Origin of the sequence: Methanosarcina sp. UBA289 (genome assembly GCA_002496565.1) — an archaeon.
Lineage (GTDB): Archaea > Halobacteriota > Methanosarcinia > Methanosarcinales > Methanosarcinaceae > Methanosarcina.
Genome location: DAKJ01000018.1, coordinates 660,485 through 683,482, shown reverse-complemented (window position 1 = coordinate 683,482; position 22,998 = coordinate 660,485). Strand labels below are relative to the sequence as shown.

At 37.3% G+C, this 22,998-nt stretch carries 14 protein-coding genes; 10 read left to right on the top strand and 4 right to left on the bottom strand.

Going from position 1 to position 22,998, the window contains the following annotated elements; genetic code table 11:
• Window positions 1-626 precede the first annotated feature (626 nt).
• The 3 genes from BP549_RS10895 (at window position 627) to BP549_RS10885 (ending at window position 7,852) form a co-directional block, all read left to right on the top strand.
• Window positions 627-2,603: a right-handed parallel beta-helix repeat-containing protein gene (locus BP549_RS10895; RefSeq protein ID WP_292380523.1), complete on the top strand. Its 1,977-nt coding sequence runs from the start codon at window positions 627-629 to the stop codon at window positions 2,601-2,603.
• Window positions 2,604-3,548: 945 nt separating this feature from the next.
• Window positions 3,549-5,606, top strand: a complete 2,058-nt coding sequence (locus BP549_RS10890; protein ID WP_292380521.1) for a disaggregatase related repeat-containing protein — start codon at window positions 3,549-3,551, stop codon at window positions 5,604-5,606.
• 776 nt (window positions 5,607-6,382) lie between these two features.
• On the top strand, window positions 6,383-7,852 hold the full coding sequence (locus tag BP549_RS10885) for a flippase (protein WP_292380518.1): 1,470 nt from the start codon (window positions 6,383-6,385) through the stop codon (window positions 7,850-7,852).
• 58 nt (window positions 7,853-7,910) lie between these two features.
• On the opposite strand, the gene BP549_RS10880 is transcribed toward BP549_RS10885, so the two are convergent.
• On the bottom strand, window positions 7,911-8,870 hold the full coding sequence (locus BP549_RS10880; RefSeq protein ID WP_292380515.1) for an NAD-dependent epimerase/dehydratase family protein: 960 nt from the start codon (window positions 8,868-8,870) through the stop codon (window positions 7,911-7,913).
• A gap of 193 nt (window positions 8,871-9,063) precedes the next feature.
• Between BP549_RS10880 and galU the strand changes: the two genes are divergently transcribed.
• The gene (galU, locus tag BP549_RS10875; protein WP_292380514.1) at window positions 9,064-9,942 is read left to right on the top strand and encodes a UTP--glucose-1-phosphate uridylyltransferase GalU; all 879 of its coding nucleotides are present in this window, start codon (window positions 9,064-9,066) and stop codon (window positions 9,940-9,942) included.
• A 91-nt stretch (window positions 9,943-10,033) separates the two neighbouring features.
• Here galU and BP549_RS10870 read toward each other — a convergent pair whose 3' ends face one another.
• A complete protein-coding gene (locus BP549_RS10870; RefSeq protein ID WP_292376635.1) occupies window positions 10,034-11,317 on the bottom strand; it encodes a UDP-glucose dehydrogenase family protein in 1,284 nt (427 codons plus the stop codon).
• Window positions 11,318-11,580: 263 nt separating this feature from the next.
• Here BP549_RS10870 and BP549_RS10865 point away from each other — a divergent pair, with 263 nt between their 5' ends.
• The 6 genes from BP549_RS10865 (at window position 11,581) to BP549_RS10840 (ending at window position 17,825) form a co-directional block, all read left to right on the top strand.
• On the top strand, window positions 11,581-11,859 hold the full coding sequence (locus tag BP549_RS10865; RefSeq protein ID WP_292376632.1) for a hypothetical protein: 279 nt from the start codon (window positions 11,581-11,583) through the stop codon (window positions 11,857-11,859).
• A gap of 597 nt (window positions 11,860-12,456) precedes the next feature.
• Window positions 12,457-13,530, top strand: coding sequence for a DUF354 domain-containing protein (locus BP549_RS10860; protein WP_292376630.1), 1,074 nt, complete (start codon window positions 12,457-12,459; stop codon window positions 13,528-13,530).
• Entirely contained in the window at window positions 13,514-14,563 is a 1,050-nt protein-coding gene (locus BP549_RS10855) for a polysaccharide deacetylase family protein (protein WP_292376628.1), read from the top strand. Before BP549_RS10860 ends, BP549_RS10855 begins: the two co-directional genes overlap by 17 nt.
• Entirely contained in the window at window positions 14,553-15,479 is a 927-nt protein-coding gene (locus BP549_RS10850; RefSeq protein ID WP_292376626.1) for a glycosyltransferase, read from the top strand. Before BP549_RS10855 ends, BP549_RS10850 begins: the two co-directional genes overlap by 11 nt.
• Window positions 15,480-15,525: 46 nt before the next feature.
• Window positions 15,526-16,743, top strand: coding sequence for a glycosyltransferase family 4 protein (locus tag BP549_RS10845; RefSeq protein WP_394339078.1), 1,218 nt, complete (start codon window positions 15,526-15,528; stop codon window positions 16,741-16,743).
• A gap of 74 nt (window positions 16,744-16,817) precedes the next feature.
• Complete coding sequence (locus tag BP549_RS10840) at window positions 16,818-17,825, top strand: GNAT family N-acetyltransferase (protein ID WP_292376624.1); 1,008 nt, start codon at window positions 16,818-16,820, stop codon at window positions 17,823-17,825.
• Between the two features lie 174 nt (window positions 17,826-17,999).
• On the opposite strand, the gene BP549_RS10835 is transcribed toward BP549_RS10840, so the two are convergent.
• Window positions 18,000-19,445, bottom strand: a complete 1,446-nt coding sequence (locus BP549_RS10835) for an oligosaccharide flippase family protein (RefSeq protein WP_292376623.1) — start codon at window positions 19,443-19,445, stop codon at window positions 18,000-18,002.
• 105 nt (window positions 19,446-19,550) lie between these two features.
• Window positions 19,551-21,488 carry a hypothetical protein gene (locus tag BP549_RS10830; RefSeq protein WP_292380512.1) on the bottom strand — a complete coding sequence of 646 codons (1,938 nt, stop codon included), beginning with the start codon at window positions 21,486-21,488 and terminating at the stop codon, window positions 19,551-19,553.
• Window positions 21,489-22,998: the final 1,510 nt, after the last annotated feature.

The window sequence follows — 22,998 nt, the reverse complement described above, 5'->3', positions numbered from 1 at the left end:
ATCTATTTTTTAATTAGTAAGTTTATTCTTCTGGCACAGAAAACAGAAATTAATTTTTCAACAAAATAATGTCAAATACTTTTATGAATTAGGTTTTAGTTTATCTGCGGTAACACTTATTCATAAATTTTTAATAAGACGATTCTAACTTGAGAATTTATCCAAAATTTTCATTATTTCTTCTTACAATTCTCATAACTCTCTAAATATTTCAAAAGGCTGCACAAATACTTTTATAACACCATTATATAATTTACAATCTTGACTATAGAAATTAATTCTAGGCTAAAAAGTAATTTATTCGCTAGGTTTCATGGGGGGAACTATGTGAATTTGAGGAATTGGCCTACAAAACAGGGAGATTTATTCTGAATTTCTTATTTATTGTATTTTATTGAATTCAATAACAATTACCATGGATAACTTCTCCCGCGATTTCTATAGCCTTGAATGCCGGAGAGTGGATACTATTTAAAAAATCTTTCCAACATTCAAGGATAGAGTAATAAATTTGTCAAATACTTTGGCAGAATATCTGAAGTTTTGTAAGGGGAGGAGACTTTCCTACCTAAGTTTACTCTGCCAACATGTGAATAAAACTCTTATAGTTATCTTAGGTGATATATATGCTAAAAAGAGAATTTGGGGTATTTCTTCTTGTGGGTTGCCTTATTCTTATAAGCGCTCCTACCGCTTCATGTAGAAGTCCTGCACCAACCGTTTACGTTTCAGGAGATGGTACTGGGGATTTTAATTGCGATGGAAAAGATGATCACGTACAGATAAATCAGGCCCTTAAATTTGTGGCAAGTAACTCCAAATATACTACTGTCCACCTCAAAGGTCCTTTTACTTATGTTATTGATGATACCCTTCTAATCGGCAGCAATACTATTCTTGAAGGTGATTCAAATGCTGTGATCAAACTGGCTAATAACGCAGGCTGGGTCACAATGAAACCTATGATCCAGCAGATGAGCAAATCCGGAAATAATAACATTGTAATAAGAGGGTTTGAGGTTAACGGAAACCATGATGGTAATCCCAAAATTTCTAAGGGCAAAGGGTACTATAATGTAATTTATTTTACTAACTGTAATAACATAAAAGTATACAATATGTATATGCACGATGGGCTCGGAGATGGACTGAGGATAAAATCAGGCAAAAATATTCAATTTTATAACAACAAGATATACAAGCTTGGTCACGATGGGTTGTTTGCAATTCAGTGTGAGAACGTAGAGGCCTGGAATAACAAAATAACCTGCAGGACTAACAGTGGGCTTAGAATCTGGAACTCAAACCATGTAAAATTCCATGATAATGTAATCGATTCTTTCTATCACTGGAGTGCAGGCGGGCCAGGTATTCAGGTCGAAAAGTCTGCTGGTATTATGGATGACATAGAAATCTACAATAATGCTATATCTAACACCTATGGACCTGGCATTTGGATTTTCAACTATGATACCTCTTCTACCAAGGATAAGGGAAAAAACGTCCACATCCACCATAATGTCTTCTACGGCACAGGCACTAATCCTAGCATTACCTGGGTTGGAGGTATTGTAGCGAGCGGATTCCATGATACTCTAATTGAAAATAATGTTTTTGATGGTGTATACCATGCTGCTGTTATTCACATGTATCCAGAAGTTTATTCCCCACGTCACTCGTCCAAATATACAACAATTATCCGTAACAACATAATTGTAAACACTCAGAAACGTACAAAGTCCCCGAGTGGGACAGGATATGGGGTGATCAGTTACCTCACCAAGAACCATAACTTTTTGCTGGAAAATAACTGCCTCTATAACAATGCAGCAGGTAATTATAAAGGCTGCACCTCTAAAACTGACATCTACTTAAACCCGCTATTTGTAAACCAGAAAAACCATGATTACCATCTCCAGTCAGTTGCAGGTCACTGGAATGGAAAAAAATGGGTAAAGGACAAGGTGAATTCTCCCTGTATTGATGCCGGTTATCTATCTTCTGACTATTCTAAGGAACCTGAGGATAATGGGAATAGGATCAACATAGGGAGATACGGAAATACAATCTATGCTTCACTGTCATCGCCTTCACGAGTAAAAACTGTACAGTCTTCATTAATGTACTCGATCACAGGAGCTACGAATGATACTTGTGAAAATATTAACTTTACTGAGGAAGTTTTTGATGCGAACGAAGATAATTTCACACATTCCGAAAATCTTTCTGTTGACTTTGAACAGGATCTTGTGATTGAACCTATTCCTGAAGCTACAGTTAAGATTGGAGAAAATTTGAACTTTACAGTGAAAGCTTCTGATGTGAACGGAGGCAACCTTACATTTTCAGCATCTGAGCTCCCTGAAGGCGCAAATTTTGACGAGATCGGGGTTTTTAACTGGACGCCTTCAGATGGACAGGAAGGGCTTTACACAATATCTTTTGAGGCAAGTGATGGGATGGCCAATGATTCTGAAGTTGCAATAATAAATGTGGTTGAAGAAGCTTCGTTGAACCTTTCTAACGTGTATGACAGCTACCTTTACGACGTTTCTCCTCAAGATCTTTGTTCGAATAATTTATCTCTCGAATTGGAGAAATAATCGATGCTCAGTAGGTTCTAATAATCCCAAAAAACTCGCAGCTTATGGTAAATTTAGTTTTAGATAAAAACAAGATTATTGGGGAGAAATATGTCGGAATATCTTAAAAATGTGGCTGGAGTGGAGTTTCAAGGAAGGTACTAGAGCAATATAATCTGACAGTATTTTCATTATAATTACTGCGCAGAGGTTTACGCCTAACTTTCCTACTCCTTTTCTATTTTCCGTGCATTTTTCCCTAGTTAATTTTCTATCTTTATAAACTCTTAATATATAGCTCTTGACTTTTTATAATTTATAAAACTATTTTTAAAAGTGTCTAGCTATGAAGGTGGTGCATTAGTATCTGGTTGATATTTTTGCTTAGTTACATCTGTTTTCTAAGCTTACCTGTGTACAGGAAAATTGAGTGCACATAAAGCAAAAAATGAGAGCAGAATGCTAATGTGTGAATACTCCGGAAAATACCAACTGATTATTGGTGGATCACCCCCTTGTTTATTCTCCCTAATATTTAAAAACTCTCTAAATATTTCAAAAGATTACACAAATACTTTTATAACATTATTGTGTACTTTGTAATGTTAACTATAGAAATTAATTCTAGTCTAAAAAGTAATTTATTCGCTAGGTTTCATGGGGGGAACTATGTGAATTTGAGGAATTGGCCTGCAAAACAGGGAGATTTGTTCTGAATTTCTTATTTATTGTATCTTTATTGGATTCAATAACAATTACCATGAATAACTTCTCCCGCGATTTCTATAGCCTTGAATACCGGAGAGTGGATACTATTTAAAAATCTTTCCAACACTCAAGGACAGAGCAATAAATTTGTCAATTAATTTGGCAGAATATCTGAAGTTTTGTAGGGTGGACTTTCCTACTTAAGTTTACTCTGCCAACACATGAATAAAACTCTTATAGTTATCTTAGGTGATATATATGCTAAAAAGAGAATTTGGGGTATTTCTTCTTGTGGGTTGCCTTATTCTTATAAACGTTCCTACCGCTTCATGTAGAAGTCCTGCACCAACCGTTTACGTTTCAGGAGATGGCAGTGGGGATTTTAATTGCGATGGAAAAGATGATCACGTACAGATAAATCAGGCCCTTAAGTTTGTGGCAGATAATTCTGAATATACTACTGTTCACCTCAAAGGTCCTTTTACTTATGTTATTAACGAAACTCTTCTAATCGGCAGCGATACTATTCTTGAAGGTGATTCGACTGCTGTGATCAAATTGGTTGATAATGCAGGCTGGGTTACAATGAAACCACTGATCCAGCAGATGAACAGTTCCGGAAATAATAACATTGTAATAAGAGGGTTTGAGGTTAATGTGAATCATGACGGTAATACTGAGTTCGCTAAGGGTAAAGGATACTATAACATAATTTATTTCCTTTATTGTGAGAACGTAACCGTATGCGATATGTATATGCATGACGGGCATGGAGACGGGCTGAGGATAAAATACAGTGACAACATCCAGTTTTACAACAATACTATTTACAAGCTCGGGCACGATGGGTTGTTTGCTATTCAGTGTGAGAACGTAGAGGCTTGGAATAATACAATAACTTGCAGGACTAACAGTGGTCTTAGAATCTGGAACTCGAACCACGTAAAATTCCATGACAATTTAATCGATTCTTTCTATCACTGGAGTGCAGGCGGGCCAGGTATCCAAATCGAAAAGTCTGCTGGTATTATGGATGACGTAGAAATTTACAACAATACTATCCATAATACTTATTGTCCTGGCATCTGGATGTTCAACTACGATACCTCTTCTGCTACCAGAGACCAGGCGAAAAATGTCTATATTCATCACAATATTTTCTATGACACAGGTACCAATCCTAGCATTACCTGGGTAGGTGGCATCATAACAGGCGGATTTGAAGACACCGTTATTGAAAATAATGTCTTTGACGGAATATATCACACTGCAATCGCTAACATGTATATCAATGATTATTCTCCAGCCTATATACCACAAGGTGACGGATTCACAACAATCGTCCGCAACAACATAATTGTAAATACCAAGCCGCGCACAAAGTCCCCTAGTGGAACAGGGTATGGAATTGTCAATTATCTGCCTGAAACACATTCTTTTGTGCTAGAAAATAACTGCCTTTACAATAACTCAGCAGGTAACTATAATAACTGTACCTCGAAAACTGATATCTATGTAAATCCTCTTTTTGCAAATCCGGAAAACCATGATTATCACCTTCAATCGGTCTCAGGTCGTTGGAACGGAGGAACATGGGTTCAAGATACGGTGAGCTCTCCCTGCATTGATGCTGGATGTTCTTTCTCGGATTACTCTAACGAGCCCGAAGACAATGGAAATAGGATTAATATTGGAAGATATGGAAACACGATCTATGCATCTCTTTCATGGACCCCTGTGAATCTCTCTAGAGATATGTACGACAACCGCATGCGCGAGGCGTCTCCTGAAGATGTTTTTTCAGATAAATCATTCCTCGACGTTGGAGGAATGAGTGGTGTTGGTAGATACAGAGATCTTATATGGTTTAATGTAAGCGAATACACCAATGCTACTGAAATCAGCAGTGCAACTCTGTCCCTTTTCTGGTATTATCCTTCCAGCACACGCCCAAATAATACTGTTATTGAAGTTTACAGACCTGTTTCCTGGAATCCTGATTATGTTAGCTGGAATAAAAAGGATAAAGATATTTCTTGGAATAACGCCGGAGGAGATTGGTATGATAAAAATGGTGTTCTCCAGGGCAATACTCCATATGCTACACTAACCCTGAAGGCTGATGATCTTCCAGATAACAGATACTATGAGCTTAATGTAACTGATCTCGTGAAAGAGTATGTCAGTGGCAAATCTGCAAATACGGGTTTCTTTATAAAAGCCCGCAATGAGAGTGATAACTATATCGCTTTCTACAGTGCTGACTGTGGAAACACAAGTCAAGTGCCAAAACTGAATCTAGTGTACAAGAACTGAATCTAGTGTACAAGTAAGGTTTTTATATTCTCGAGGAAAATTTCCATCACTTCCGACTTGAGGGCATGTTTCTGAGTGTCGGATGTTTTGGAAATTCTTCTTTTTAATCCGCTAAAAACGCAAGAATTTATGATCTTCTAAAGGAATCTTTTTATTCAAATTAGTCTAGTTTCTAGATCTTCTCTTCAGGATTCGTTTCTTAATTTTTTCAATCAGACTAACTAATGTTTTTAAAGTTTTATTTTCAAGTCAGACACTTTTTAGATCTACGTCTACATCGATAAGATTTTTAATTTTATTTTCCAATAAACCAGAGTTTACTTCCTTTTTAAATTCTAAATTATTTTTACCTTATACTTCTGTTTTTCATGAGGTAATATCCAGATGCTCATTTAACTTCTAATAAAATTAATCTAAACGCAAAGGCTTTTATCTTTTGTAGAATTCTCTTATTGGGGTTAGTAGTTAGAGATTAGTTTTTGTTGAAAAAACTACTAACAAAAAACTTAAAGTTAACGCTGACGATATATGAGATCTTAATATTTTCTAATTCAAAACTAAAGGTATTTTGCATGAATGAAACTTATAATATAATTATATATAGGACCTCTACTGAAAGGTTGAAACCTTAGCAAGATGATCTGTATTCAAAAGGATTTAAATATCAAGCTCTGGATAGTAAGTCGGGTCAAGTCGTAAGAAAAACTTTACTGTAAATCTATTTTCATAAATTTCTTCAATAAAAATTCTTAAAAACGGAATTTTTTTAAGGTGATATGGTGTCATATCTAAAATTTGCAAAGGATGTTGGTTTTATCGGGATAGTTCAGGTACTTACAAGCCTGGGGACTTTCTTCCTACTCCCGATAATCACAAAAACCCTTGGAACATACGACTACGGACTCTGGGCTCAAATTAATACCACTGTATCTCTTATCTCTCCCCTTGCACTGATGGGCCTTTCTATGGGTTTTGTCCGATTTTTATCTTCTGAAACGGAAACCAAAATAATAAGGGAAGCTGTGTATTCAATTCTCTTTTTTGTAACTGTATCCGGTCTACTGGCCTCATTTCTGCTCTATGCGTTTGCAGAGCCTCTTGCAACCTTTGGTTTCAAAGATCCTCACGCAACTTATTTTATCCAGGCAGGTTCCCTTTTAATTCTTCTCAGTGTGATCGAGTCTGTATCTCTTTTTTATTTCAGGGTTTTCAGACAGATTCAGACATATTCTTACTTAACCCTTTTTGAAACATTTGGAAAATTACTTTTCATTCTCTTTCTTCTCAAAATGGGATATGGACTTCTTGGTGTAATCGCGGCTACTTTACTTGTACAAGGCTCTATTTTTCTAATTTCTCTTGTGATGATAATCTCACAAATAGGATTCATCATCCCTCGATTTACTTACATAAAAGAATATTTGCAATTTTCTCTACCGTTAACCCCCAATTCACTCATCAGATGGATTACAGAATCAAGTGACCGATATATGGTTACCTACTTTCTGGGCCTTAGAAGTGTGGGCGTATATTCGGCAGCCTGTTCAATTGGTAGTCTTATACAGCTTTTTGTAAGCTCTCTTCAGATCATTCTTCTTCCCGAGTTATCAAAGCTGTTCGATGAAAATAAAATGGATGAAGTAAGAATTTATATGTCTCATTCTCTGAGATATTTCCTTCTTATTTCGATTCCTGCAGTCTTCGGGCTTTCAGCTCTTGCAAAACCTTTGCTTGGAATCCTTACCACTGAAGATTTTCTTTCGGGTTGGTTTGTAATTCCCGTTATTGCCTTCTCTGGCCTCCTGGCAGGAATCTTCCAGATATTTGTCAACACAATGCTCCTCATCAAGCAAACAAAAACTACGACCTATATCAACATTATTGCAGCAGTTTCGAATGTATTAATTAACCTTCTGCTGATACCTTCTATTGGAATTGTTGGGGCTTCACTGTCAACGTTATTTTCTTACTTTTTAATGGCTGTGCTTTGCATGCATATTTCCTTAAAACACTTTAAACTTGATTTTTATCTTTATGATATTGCAAAAAGCATTCTGTCCTCGATAGCTATGTATTTCTTTGTTTCCTACTTTGCTATCTCCAGCATCCTTGAGCTTTTCGAGATTTCAGGTATGGGTGTAATTATATATTTTGTTGTAATGTTGTTGATAGGCGGATTCAGCGACCACGAGCTTTCTTTAATAAGAAGATATTTATTCAGGGTCAAAAGCGAATTTAAGCAATAATTTATCTTTATTGTTATACTGGCCAAAAAATATTAATTTAGGAAAAACTGAACTTAAATTATTCTACTAATTTTTCCTCAAGTAACGCTCTAGCTGTTTCTCTCACGCTTCTCTCTGATGTATAGGCCGGCTTCCAGCCCAAACTCTTCATTTTTTCAATCCCTAGTCTCATTTTTGGCACATCGCCTTTCCAGCCTCTGTTCCCTCCTGTATAGGTAAATTCGACATTAGAAAGCCCCATTTCTTCTATAACAGCCTTTCCTATTTCTGTGGAACTGATAGTATCCTCGGAGCCAATGTTGAAGATATTTACCTTTTCTTGGCTATTCTCGATTAAAAACAATATCGCATCAACGCATTCCGACACATGGAGGTAGGATTTTTCTTGCTTGCCATCTCCCAGGATTTCTAGTAGATTGGAGTTTTTTCGCAGCTTTTTTATGAAATCAACCGTAATTCCATGTGTGCTGCGTGGGCCAACGATATTTGCGAAGCGAAATATCCATGCCTGCATATCGAAAGTATGAGAGTACGAAGTAATAAAAGCTTCACAGGCCAGTTTAGAGGCACCATAAAGCGATATAGGAATAAGAGGGCCGTAATCTTCCGGAGTAGGCATAACACTCGCTTCCCCATAAACTGTTGAAGTGGAAGTAAAAGCAATTTTTTTTATATTATTTTTCCTCATCGCTTCCAGAAGGTTATAGGTCGTCAGAATATTCTGATCTAGATGAACTCTGGTATCTAAAGCTCCAAGCCTGACATCAGGATTTGCAGCCACATGACAAACAAAGTCAATATCTTTACAGGCCTCCTCTATCGCCTCCTGGTTGAGAAGATCTCCTTTTATCAGGGTAAAATCTGGGTCTTCAAGATGACTTTCTATAAATCCCAATTTTCCTGAACTCAGGTTATCAAAAACAATAACTTTATTTCCTTTTTCTACAAAGCGATCTACGAGGTGGCTTCCTATAAAACCGGCTCCTCCTGTCACAAGTATTTTATTCTTTACAGGCATGAAAAACTCTCCAGACAATCTTTCTATATTAATGCTTTATAGTTTCTTGAAGTAATCAGAAAATGCTTTTATTTCATTCCCTATATGGGAGTAAATAATAAGGGAAAAATTAAAGATGTTATGGTTGGATAGTATTTTTATTCAACTGTATGAATAATCTTTTCCCAGAATTCCTTTTACCGGAGAGTTTATTTTGACCGTTAAAAAAGCACTTATTCCGGCTGCCGGCCTTGGAACCCGTTTCCTGCCTGCTACCAAGTCAATGCCAAAAGAAATGCTTCCTATAATTGACACACCTGTAATACAGTACGTTGTTGAGGAAGCTATTGCCTCTGGAATTGAGGATATTATCATTATCACAGGCAGGGGCAAACGAGCAATTGAGGACTATTTTGATGATTCTCCTGAACTCGAGATGCACCTTGCGAAAAAGCACAACACTGAACTTCTTAAGCTTGTCAGGGACGTTTCTTCACTTGTTGATATTCACTATATCCGCCAGAAAGAGCCCAATGGTCTTGGAGACGCAGTTCTCAGGGCAGAAAACCATATTGGAGACGAGCCTTTCGCCGTTCTTCTCGGAGACGATATTATTGTGAATGATAAGCCCTGCACTGCCCAGCTCATTGAAAATTTCGAAAAATATGGCAGGTCCACGCTTGCAGTTGAAGAAGTTCCTTATGAAAAATTGAGCAGCTACGGGATTATAAAGGGAAAACCACTCAATGATTCTCTCTATGAAATGGAGGATATCGTTGAAAAACCGTCACCTGAAAATGCTCCTTCCAATCTTGGAGCAATAGGCCGCTACGTTTTCACCCCTGAAATTTTTGATTGTATAAAAGAAGCTGGAACCGGAGTTGGAAACGAAATCCAGCTGACTGATGGTATCCGGGTTCTTAGTAAGTCACAGATGATCTACGCCTGCAGGTTCAAGGGAAAAAGGTTCGATACCGGCGACAGATTAGGATACGTAAAATCAATAGTGGATTTTGCTCTTGAAAATGAAAACCTCAGAGATGACGTACTCGAATACCTAAGGGAAATTTTAGCAGCGGTAAAGGAACCTTAAGGCAAATAAGATCTATAAATAAGGAAATTAAAGGCCAGCAAAGTTAAACTGCCTAATTTAAATAAAAAGGGGAAATAATTTCTGCTGGTTTTTACCAGCAGAGCCCCTCATAATCTATATTTTTCGCTTTAATTACCCGCCTTCCGTCAATTACTATCTTTTCTTTCATGACTTCAAATTCAGAATCAAGCTGCTTGAACTCATCCCATTCTGTCATTACAAGGCAGGCGTCAGCACCCTCAAGAGCATCTTTAGCTTTCCCGAAGTATTCAATTGTCGGGAAGATCCGCTTCATATTCTCGGTTGCCATTGGATCATAAGCCGAAACCTCTGCTCCTAATCTTAGAAGCTCAGCAATGACAGGGGTGGATCTGGACTCCCTTATATCATCAGTCTCGTTCTTAAAGGCAAGCCCAAGGACTGCAACCTTTTTGCCCGCAAGGTTTCCTATTTTACTCTGGAGTATTTCTGTCATTATAATTGGTTGTTTTTCGTTTACACCGATTACGGATTCCAGAAGCACTGGAGAATATCCTATTTCTTTTGCTTTTCCTATAAGTGCTTTTACATCTTTTGGGAAACAGGAACCTCCAAATCCAGCTCCTGAATTCAAAAATCTTGGGGATATTCTGGAATCCTTACCAACTGCTTCCATAACCTCATAAGTGTCAACTTTTAACTTCTTACAAATATTTCCAATTTCATTTACAAAGGATATTTTGGTTGCCAAAAGGGAATTATTTGCGTATTTGATCATTTCTGCTGTTGATAGATTAGTGCGGGTGACTTCACATTTAAAAGTTCGATAGAGTTCCGAGACACAATCCCCAGATTTCTGGTCAATTGCTCCAACAACTATTTTATCAGGATTCATGAAGTCGTAGACGGCTTTTCCTTCTCTAAGGAACTCAGGGTTCATTGCAACTCCAAAGTCTTTCCCTGCTGTCTTTCCTGAGGCTTCTTCAAGGATAGGAAGAACAAATTTTTCAGTTGTTTCGGGCACAACTGTGCTTTTAACAACCACTACATGGTATCCATTTTTCTTTGCTAGCACTGCCCCTATGCTTGCTGCTGCCGCACGGACAATTGAAAGGTCTATGCTTCCATCTTCTGCGGAAGGAGTCCCTACGCAGATAAAGGAAATGTCCGTATTCCTGATGGCAGATTCATAGTCAGTAGTTGCAGTGAGACATTTTCCGGCATGTTTTTGCAAAAGCTCTCCAAGTCCCTCTTCATATATGGGGGGGATGCCTGAATTTATCTGATCCATTTTTTTCTTGTCGATATCTACACAGACAACCTCATGCCCTACTTCTGCAAAACACGCGGCTGTGACTGAGCCCACATATCCTGACCCTATAACGGAAATTTTCATAAATTAAACCTCTTCATTGAGAATTGGAGAGTAATCAATCCCAATTCTTATTTATTTTTTGATAGGACATCCTTCCAAGTCTACTTTGGAACTCGGTAATTTATCCTGTCTTATGTAGTAAATTTCTTTATCTCTTTTTATAATTGTGTAGTAAATCTCTCAATCTCTTTTCATATGTTTATATAGTTTAACGTTTATACCGTATAGCTAGAATTTAGTACATGTCTAGATAATTCCTTTACAGAAATTTTGGGGGATTTATAATGATTTCAATACTTGGCATGGGTACAGATTTTGCAATGGGAAGTTCTCTCCCAGATTTAGGTATCTGTTTTCTCTCAACGGATTTTGGAATCCCTACATATTATCAAATTACGGTCATAGGATTAATCGCCCTTATAGGTATGAAGGAAATGCTGCTGGTCTCCAAGGAAGAAGACGAGTTTTCGGTAGATTCAATGGATATGGGAATTTATCCTCTTATAATATGCTTTATTGCTAGTTTCCTCTTTGCAAGCTTTAAAATAATATTTGCAAACTAACTGGCCGAAAGTTAATTAATTTATTTATCCAGTAATTCTTCTATTCCTTCTAGCAAGTGTATTTTTCTGCCCAAATATCAGAGGTTGAATAATACTTATTTTCCTATTTCCTAGGTTAAAATGACTATAAATTTCCACACTGATAATTCTAGTTATCTTAGTTCAGTAACTCTGTTTCCATAATTATTTATTTTTGAGCCATTTATCTTCTAGTCATAATATTGTTTGTTAGTAACTATATCTGTAGTAAAAAATTAATTTTCTCAAGGACGCTATTAAGGGGGTCACTCTAACCGCTGGAACAGGATAGTTACTATCTTTTAAGGTAGAGTGAGGTGGGATAAGTCTATCTGACAGAACGGTTCGGAATCGGGGCAGAGTGAATACCAGGATTTGACTGCATACTTTTAGTAAGGCAGAAAAAGGCAGGAAGATTTCTTGATTTGTTTATTGTTATATTCATTTGCCTAATTTGCTTTCAAACTTGGTTTGAAGTTAATTTCCTATCCTCAGTCTCGAAGGATATTCGTACAGACAGACTGTTTATCTCTTTTAGTTATTACAGTTTTAGGAAATATTAATTGGGGAGTGAAAAAGTTGAGAGTTCTTATTGATATAGGGCATCCAGCCCATGTTCATTTTTTTAAAAACATTATATGGAGTCTTGAGAAAAAAGGACATCAGGTAATGGTAGTCTCGCGGGATAAGGACGTAGTAATAGAGCTCTTAAACGCCTACAGAATTCCGCATACGGTTTTGAGCAAAGTAAAACCAGGAAAGATTAATTTGGTTGAAGAATGGTTCATAAGAGAATTCAAAACTTTTAAAATTACCCAGCAATTTGATCCTGACCTTTTTATGGGTATACTTTCTCCAGCTGTTGCTCAGATATCCTGGATACAGCGGAAAAAATCCATAATTTTTAACGACACCGAACACGCAGTACTGGCCCAGAAGTTAACCTATCCCTTCTGTGACATAATTTGTACTCCTTCATGCTATCTAAAAAATGAAGGACAAAAACAGATAAGGTATAGTGGATATCATGAACTAGCTTATCTTCACCCAGCTTATTTTACTCCCAATCCTGAGATCCTGAAAGACCTCGGGGTAGAGGAGGGGGAGCCTTTTACAATCCTTCGTTTCGTTTCATGGGGTGCACATCATGATGTAGGCCAACATGGAATCAAAAATAAAGTGTCACTTGTCCAGGAAGCCGAAAAATTCGGAAAAGTATTCATAACCTCAGAAGGGCCTCTAGATAAAGAATTTGAAAAGTATAGAATTCGGGTCTCCCCAGAAAAAATTCATCATTTGCTCTATTATGCTACTCTGTATGTGGGTGAAGGGGCAACGATGGCTGTTGAGAGTGCAATCCTGGGAACTCCATCAATTTATATTTCCACTCTCGCGGGAACTATGGGGAACTTTTCCGAACTTGAGAAGAAGTACGGTTTGCTTTTTAATTACAATGATTCGAAATCTGCTCTGACAAAAATTATAGAACTTCTTAACGATTCGGAACTTAAGAAAACCTGGAGTCTGAAAAAGGATGCTCTTCTCAGGGATAAAATCAATGTTACCGATTTCATGGTCAAGCTTATAGAAAGTCTTCCTGATAAAAAATCTGGATTTTCTTTATCTTCGGTTTCGGATGAGTCTTATGCATGAATTACTGATGAACAACCAAGAAATATGGGATCTTTTCACTCGAAAAGAAGAATATTCTCCCGAGAAGCTGGATGAGCACCATCGTTTTCTTTTCTCTGAAAAAGATCTACGAAATGCTTCTGAACCTGAGGTCTCAAGATATCTTATAGAAAATGGGATGCAGGTCGAATTTCCTGAAAATAAATCATTTGCCGTTTGTTTGACTCACGACGTAGACGATATTTACCCACCTCTTTCCCATAGCTTATTGTCGTCAGCTTATTGCCTTAAGCAGTTGAATTTTCAAGAATTTTTAGCTCAATCACTCTGGAAATTGAGAGGAATAGACTACTCCCCTTACCTTAATTTTTCTAAAATTATGGATCTTGAAGCCAGTTTTGAAGCAAAGTCCTCTTTTTATTTCATTACTGCAGAAGCAGATCCAGTACGATTTAGGTATAATATAGATGACATACAACACCATCTTGGAGAGGTTTCCGATAGGGGGTGGGAAATTGGTCTCCACGGAGGCTACTATTCATATGATAATCCAGAAAAAATAAAAAAAGAAAAAGAAAGCCTTGAAGCAATTCTGGGTAAAAAAATCATAGGTTTTCGCAATCACTACCTAAGGTTCAAAACTCCTGACTCTTGGGAAATACTTGCAGATGCTGGTTTTAGCTATGATTCCACTTTTGGGCACAGATACTCAGTTGGTTTCAGGAACGGAATGTGCCATCCTTTCATTCCATATAACCTTAACACAGGAAAAGAGATTGACATTCTCGAAGTTCCACTTGTCGTTATGGATACTGCTCTCTTTTCTACTTCTAAATCTTTTGACGAAGCTTGGGAGCGCACAAGAAATTTGATTGACACTACAGCAAGTCTCAACGGTGTTATTACCCTGCTGTGGCATAATTTCGTATTCAGCTGCGACTTCCGAAAAGATTGGGTGAGGCTTTACGAGAAGGTGCTTCAGTACTGCTCCAGAAAAGGGGCCTGGATGACAAGCGGGGAAGAAATTTACAGGTGGTGGGCAGATGGGGCCTGAATTAAAAGAGAAATATTTGCTGATTACTCCTGCAAAGAATGAAGAAAAAAATCTGACCGAAGTCTCAAAATCTGTAATAGGACAGAAATTAAAACCTGAGTTATGGATTATAGTCGATGATGGGAGTACAGATGGGACGCCACGTATTCTCGAAGATCTGAAGGCAAATTGTTCCTGGATCCAGAGCATAAGATTACCTCCAAGGCCAAGGGATATTACTTTTCACTATAGTTATGTCTGTAAACAAGGCTTTGACTATGCACTTGAGTATTGTAGGAAAAAAAATATCGAATTTGAGTATATAGGTCTTCTTGATGCTGATACGGTTCTTGAAGAAAACTATTTTGGAAAACTTCTGGCTGAGTTTGAAAAGGACAATTCTCTCGGAATAGTAAGTGGGGGAATCTATTATGAGAATGATGGGAAACTTTCCTTGGAAGTGACTAAAAAAAGCCTTCCTCGTGGCACAGGAAGAATATGGAAGAAAGAGTGTTTCCTCGAGACTGGGGGATATGAGGTTGAGCCATCTCCAGATTCGATTTCCAATATAAGAGCTCTCTTGAGAGGCTGGCGGCTAATGCAGTATGCCGATGTAGTCCAAATTCAAAAACGTAAAACGAGTGCAGCTAATGGGCTCTGGAGTGGATACATAAAGAACGGTTGGATGGCTTATTATCTTGGTAAAAATTCTTTCATGGCTCTTCTAAACGCGCTTTATTATTCCGTGAAGTCCCCATATTATACAGGTGCTGCTTATTTCTTGGGGTATTTTGGCTCGGCGATTAGAAGGGAGAAGAAAATTCAGGATTCTGAAATACGGGCTTACTACAGGAATCAAGGGCTTGGAGGACTGTTATCCAGATTCTCTGGGACTTTTAACCGAAACTCAAAAGGCGTAAGGAAGGGAGAACAGTGAATATTAACGAATATCTCAAAAAGGCGGTTTACTTAAAGGTGATAATTTGAAGATGCTTTTTCTGGATATGGTAAGGCCTCTTTCTCTTGCTGATGGCTCGCTTATCCACAGGTACGAGCTTGTTAGTAATCTCGCCAGACTCAATAATGATATCCATATTTTTACTACTGGCTCAACCTCCTTTTTGAATATAGCTAATGTTCACGGCCATTATGTTCCTCCTGGAAACTTTCTCTCACTTACTATTAATTATTTCATAAGTTCTATACACCTTCTGGGTTCCGAGACTTTTGACGTGCTATATACCCGCAATCCCAATTTTGGCTTTCTTGCTGGACTCTTCTGTAAAAGCAGATGTAAAAAAATAGTTTATGAATTAAATGGAATTCCTGAGGATGAAAAGAACCTCTTCAGGGAAAAATACGAAGGGAGCAATGTTTCGCAGTCAAGAGAAAATAGGTTCTCAAATCGATATTTCTCTGCACAAGCTAGGTTTAAACTGTTTATTCTCAAAAAAGCTCTCAGATTTTCGGATAAAATTATTGCTGTCACACCCGGAATAAAAACAAATCTTGAGAAGGTCTATAACATCCCTGACGAAAAAATAGTCGTAGTTTCCAATGGAGCAAATACTTCTCTGTTCAAGCCATTGGAACAGGAAACCTGCAGAAAAATGCTCGGTCTGAATCTTGAAATTCCCTATATTTGTTTTGTGGGTAATCTTGCTCCCTGGCAAGGGGTCGAGTATTTGGTAAAGGCGGCTCCGTATATACTTTCCAAATTTCCGGAATGTCGCTTCTTAATTGTCGGAGATGGGGTCATGAAAGATAACCTTTTCAAGCTTTCCAGGGAACTTGGAGTTGAGGACAGGTTCATTTTTACAGGTGTGATTGCGTACGATCGCGTGCCTCTCTACATTAATGCAAGCGATACCTGTACCGCTCCCTTTATATTTGCCAGAAACGCAAAGATAGGCCTGTCTCCTTTGAAATTATACGAGTACATGGCTTGTGGAAAACCTGTAGTTGCAAGTAATATCAGCGGCGTCTCTGACGTACTTGAGGCATCCGGAGGGGGAATTCTTGTTCTTCCTGAAAACCCGGAAGCTCTTGCAGAAAGTATCTTAAAGCTGCTTGAAAATCCAGGTTTGAGAACGAAACTGGGTTCAAAAGGTTTAAGTTATGTTACTGAACATTACAGCTGGTGCAGCGTTGCGAAAAAGGTTAATGATATCTGCAAATCAGGACTCGAGGCTGAGAACTGAAGTAATGAATTCAATCTCATATTTTCCTATCATCTCACGGATAAGAATAATTAGCTATTTGCACGGGGTTTAAAATGGACGAAATTGAAGTTAGAGAATTAGCGCCATCTGAATACAAAGAATGGGATTTGCTTGTAGAAAAAGCTCAACCTGGTACACTTTTTCATACCAGTGAGTGGCTTGGAATTTGCAGGGATGTCCTGTCAAAAGATCTTAGAATTTATGGTTGTTTCAGAAAAGGAGAACTTGTGGGAGGATGTCCTCTTTTCGTTAAAAATATTAAGGGAGCTTTGAGGGTAGCGACTTCTACCTGTGATATGACCAGCTACAGTGGGCCTCTTATTAAAGAGAGTGCCAGCTCTAAAGCAAGTAAACAGGTACAGGAAGTTCACGATATTCTTAATCCTCTCAGGGAATTCCTCTGCAAGCAAGGATTTGACAGTATTCATCTCACTTTTGCCCCAGGTTTTAAAGATGTAAGACCCTTCACATGGTACGGATGGGATTCAACTGTGCATTATACCCATCACTTAAATCTAAACGAAAATGTAGATGACAACATCTCAAGAAAAATTCGAAGGGAACTTAAAGCTGCAAATGAGGCAGGACTTAAAACCAGAACATGGAACGATCCTGAAACATATTACCATTTGCTCTCAATGGTCTATGAAAAGCAGAATTTAGCCCCTCCCCTTCCTAGAGGGTTCTTTGAAAGAGTATTTAAGCTAATTCAGGAAAAAGATATTGGCTACATGTTTGTCACAGAGACTCCTGAGGGTGAAGCTGTTGCGGCTCACTTGAATCTGTACGGGAAGAAATGTACCGTAACCTGGACTTCAGCTCTGAACCCGGATTTTGGCCGTTTAGGTCCAAATGCTCTTCTATATTATAATGAGTTCCTTGACTTGAAGTCCCGAAATTTCGAATACATGAACGTAATGGCAGCAAACATTTCTAGGTTTGCGGATTTTATTATGGGCTTTTCTCCCGAGCTAATTCCCTATTATAGTGTGACTTTAGAGAGCAAAAAGTATTCAATCGCAAAAACTCTGTATAAAACCACTCACAAGGAAACCTACTGACAGAAATGAGACCTTATAAATAAAGAAGCCGGAAGAATCCCATAATTATTTTTTATTATTTTTTTAATTGGGATTTTCCTCTTTTTATTCTAGACTTAAACTTTATTTCTCTTCTGTAAATGCGGTGCAGGAGAAATTTTTTTAGTTAAGTTCTTTTAGAATACTTAACTTCTCTCAGGTTTTGTTTTTTATATTCAAGAGAAAAGCCGAAAATATCTTCCTGAATGTAGGATCATCACGAAGGGTTACTCCATAATAGATAGGAGTTATGACGATGGCTGCAAGGAGGATAATATAAAAGTTAGCGGAGAGTACTTCAAGCAGAATTAATGGGACCGAAACAATAATTCCGATTGATGCATACTTAGCAAGGATTTCTACACTTTCCCTTTTATTAATTCCTGCAAGATTAAGCAAATATGCATTATTCCAGAGCCAGAATATAACTCCCGTAAGGCTGAACAGCCCGAGGGCAAATTCCGGACTTCCATACATTCCCCCTATAGCAAGTGCGACGAACCTAGAGACTAAAAGAATCATACTGAAGGTAAGCCAAACCTTCTGTTTGTCGAAGATGCTGTAGAGAGTTGAGATAGGTGAGGAGAGGAACACAAGGAATATCCAGGGCACAAGAATTTTTACGTATGTTCCTGATACATCCCAGCCTTCTCCGAAAGCAAATGTAAATATCTCTTCTCCCAGGATTATCAGAAGTATCATCGGGAATATTCCTATTAGAATCAGCTTTTTATAAACTTCACTAACGACGGTTTTCAGATCTCCATTCTGATTTTTCACCTCACTGACTTTCTGGAAGAAGACCTGTTGTATAGCTGTCCCAATAAGTGACATGGGCATATTTACTACTTGGTTCGCAATTGAATAATATCCGACAACGCTTGTATTGTAAAAATATGCAAGCAAAAAAGTAGGCACTTGTGGTGAAATCGTATTTGCGAGTGTAGACCAGGAACTAAATAAAGGGAAATTTTTATACCGGATCGCCATTTCTTTCATTTTTTTTACGGAAACTTTCCTGAAGACCTTTAAGTCTTCTTTTGCGCCCTTAAGCATTAATAAATCTGCAAATCCGTACCCAACGGTATAACCCCCTATCAGACCTAAAGGAGATACATTCCAGATAGGAGTCACTAACTGAAATGCTTTGGTTGATAAAGTGTTTAAGACTTTGGATCCTGCAATAACTCCAAAACGTAGTCTTCTTGAAAGCCAGTAGTTCTGCACGAAAAAAATACCGTTAAAGAATACTATTGCAGGTAGATAAATTAAATATTTTGAAGATCCCTGCGTATGAAATATGTACTCAAGAATGTACTCAATATCTTCCGGAAAAATTATTACTACTACAGCTATGATTAAAGATATAATGGTTACTAACATGGAGCAAAGGAAAACTACGTTTGCGGAATCTTCTTCGTCTTTTGGTAACATTATAGCATACTGGTATGAAAAAGTAGAGAAAATTACCAGTACGCCTGATACCGCTACAAAAATTTGAAAAACTCCTATATCATCAGCGCTATAAATTCTAGTGACTATTGGTACAAGAAGTACACCCAGAATCTGTGAAGCAACACTTCCTGATACAAGTTTTAACACATTACTGATAAAGTTTGACATGCTATTTCCAACTTTAAAATGTAAACCCTAGATTGTGGGTTCTTTTTTCATTCCGCAATAGTACACGGAGACTATCCTGGGTTCTTATTTTCTTGACGTTTTATCTTCCTTCATATAAGCAAATACCTCTTCATTATCGTAAACCCGGGCGTAATCATATGCTTCGAATCTGTTGAAGAATCCATCTGGCACTGTCTGGATGATATTCACGCCATAACGTTCAGGATCATTAATAGATACAGGTTCTTTAACAGTTGACTTTCTCAGCAAAATCATCGGACTGCCATCAATCTCTCCAGTCTGTATATGTTGAATATTAAAATATGTTGCGTTACTGGAATCATATCCTCTGTCCCTGTAAAAAAGACAACTGTCATAGGGGGAGTCCATCAGGATGTTTTCGGAGTATTTTGCGGTTACAGTTTTAATAGCCTCTATTTCAATACTTTTGAATTGGTTTCTTACGGTCGTGTCCTTTGCCACAAGTGGATTGTCTTTATTTATGCCTGGTGTTGTAACCATTATAAACGAAAATAGAAGAATGATTGTGAACATCACAGGGATCTTTGCTTTTTTTGAGTTAAGGAGACTCACTAATTTCAACATATAGGAGGCGGATACAAGTACGAGAAACACTGCTATCAGTGGGAACCATCGACTTGTCAGGAAATTCCTCATCCCAAGTAAAGGAATTCCATAAGCAAGGCTGTACAGGACTGTAACAACTAAGGCAATAGAGAATTTATTGACTTTTTTTATATCTCTGCCAGAAAACCATGCTAATACCCCTCCTATTGAGAAAAATGGTAGAGCAAGGTAGCTTATGTGAAGTAAGAGTGTTTCCAGTGTATCCTGATTATTTACGGAACCTACAATAAGTTCATTGCCTGAGTAGCTTGATCCTATTTGAAGAACATCCATAAGAGGACTGAGAACCATTTCAAGAAACGAAGTGTCCTGATTGACATACGTGAACATCCAGTATGTTTGTAAACTAATAATAAAAAATAGAATATAATTAAAACTGTTTGTTTTAATGGAAAGACTTTTGTATACATGACTGTGCAGATATTTGCCTGCGCAAATTGAGACTAAAGCCAGAAATACTACAAAAGTTGTCAACTGATGAGTCAGAACCATTAGAATGGTAACTAGCAGGATAAATCCTGTATATCTCAAGTTTTGTTTCTCGCTAAAGATTGCGTATATAATGAATATAAAATAGCAAAGAACAAGAGATCCAGGAGTTATATTTGTAATTCCTGCAACGATGTTATGGTTATTTAAGTTTATTAATAAAGTAGCTAGCAAACCCATCTGAGGGCCTTCAAGTTTCTTTCCTACCAAGTAAACTCCTACAGTGCTGAAAATACTTGCAAGCCCTATGGAATAAAACATTGCGTCTTTGATATCGGTTTCGCCCATTATTTGAATAACTGATACAAAAATATGTGCAAGTGGGTAATAGAAATATTTACTGCTTATTTCAATCGGAGCAACAAACCCGGTATCAGTAATTACCCTTGCCATATTGGCATGAAAATATGCATCATAGCCCATTAGGCTTGGAAAGTTATAAAATATCCCGACTCTGATGAGAATTGATAGCAGGAATATCTGCAATAATAAAGAGGTCACTCCGTCCCCTTCTCTTACGTAAAGTATCTGGGAGGCGATAATAGCTGCAAGGATGCATATCAATATAAAGGAAGATATAGGCCTGTAATACAGATTTGCGCTGTATATAATGACGCATGCTAAGAATATTAGATAAAACGAGATACTCATTATACTTTTAAATCTACCTTCTCTAGCAGATATTGCAGCCTCACTCCTAAATTTATTTCTAAATATAAAGTAGATAAAACAGGAGGAGAGAACGGCGATTCCTATATCTTTCTGGTTTAGGTTGATGATATAATATAAAGAAACAATTAATAACCCTAAGCCAAATCCCATGACGCTGAGAATCACATCTAGATTTGTTGATAATTTCTCAGCGTATCCATTTGCAGTTTCCATACAACCCCACAACATAATAATATTAATAAAGTGCGTTTTAGGTTAAAATATTTTTCCTGCAAGTCTGGACGATTTTTTTATAAACTGTTCCCTTTATTCAGATCCTTTTCCTTTTATCCCCGAATCTGTCTTTTATTATTTTCCTTCCGCCGTCTGTATATTTCAGCTCCCAATGTCGTCCAGGCACCTTTTTAGTGCAGTACTGGTGAATTTTTGTAGAACTCCAGATATAACCCTCCTGCATATATGTATTATACGCCAAAAGACATTAAGTATACCTCTATGGAATTCAACTGTATCAATCAGCTTTTCCGTAAGCTTCCACGCCTGATGCTTAAAAAATATTTCTTTGACTGTTTAGGTAATAGGAAAATCTTCCTTATTTATCTAAAATAATAGGATTGTACTTTTCTTTTTTGTAAATAGCTCCACAGCTCTCTGTTTTGTTTCACCTCTTTAATCAAAGTATTCCCCTTATTCTTACTTCTTGGATCTTCAACTTTATTAAATATTTAGTTCCTTTTGTTTTTTATCTTCTTTTAGAAGCCTATCTTGCTGAGCCTGGTAGCAATCTATCTCCGTTGAAACTCCGAATGTACTTTTCTCACAGGTTGTCTATATCTTTCAGATTATTGCTGAAGAATCCTAGTCTCTTTTGTTCTGCTAAAGTAGTCCTGCAACTATGAAATCTGGTTTACAAATGATCCTTTAGATCGCAAAAAGTTAGAGTGCCTTATCTAATGGGTGATTCTACTCCCAATTCTCTTATTCCCCCTAACTCTCTTCTATCTAGGTTTTTCCCAGACCTAGCATTTCCTGAATGAAAAACATAGCTTTAATGCAAGTATCTGGTTCTCAGCAAATAGAAACCTATATTTTACTATTCTCCGTAGATTCTTTATTTAACCGTTTATTAATCGAAGCCAGAAGGCGTATCTTCTTTACGGTAAAGACTCGTACTTAATAAAACACAATCATTCCGGCAGCTAATGGACTTAATATATCGGCAACAAGATAGCCAGAAAGATCTCGTAGCCTCTTCATAAGTCAAGGTTAACAGTATGTGCTATTTCTTAATGTTTTGCATTATTTATCTAATTATTTTTTGGATGTTTGTTTTAATATTAAATTAAAATTCTTTTTCCAGTGTCTCATGTCTGTTATAACATTTTATTTATGTTGCCTTTGATTATAAACGTTGTTCAATATTTCCAGGCCTTATTTATAGTATTCAAGTTTCTAATTAGTCTATTTCTCTCAATTCTCTGTGGTGACAAGAAAAGCCCTTCCTTGCATACTTTTTTGCTACTGATACTCCCTGAGACATTATCCTTCTTGTCATTTATCCATTATCAGTCAAACATCACTGGCATATGTGGCAGCTACCCTCTGGAAAGCCGCCGTTAATTCCAGGCTTATCAAGATTGAAAATTCATAGCGTGTAGGCGTGGCAGCAAATTCTTGATAAATATAATTATCAATCTTGCAATTACTATGCTTATTTCAGCAT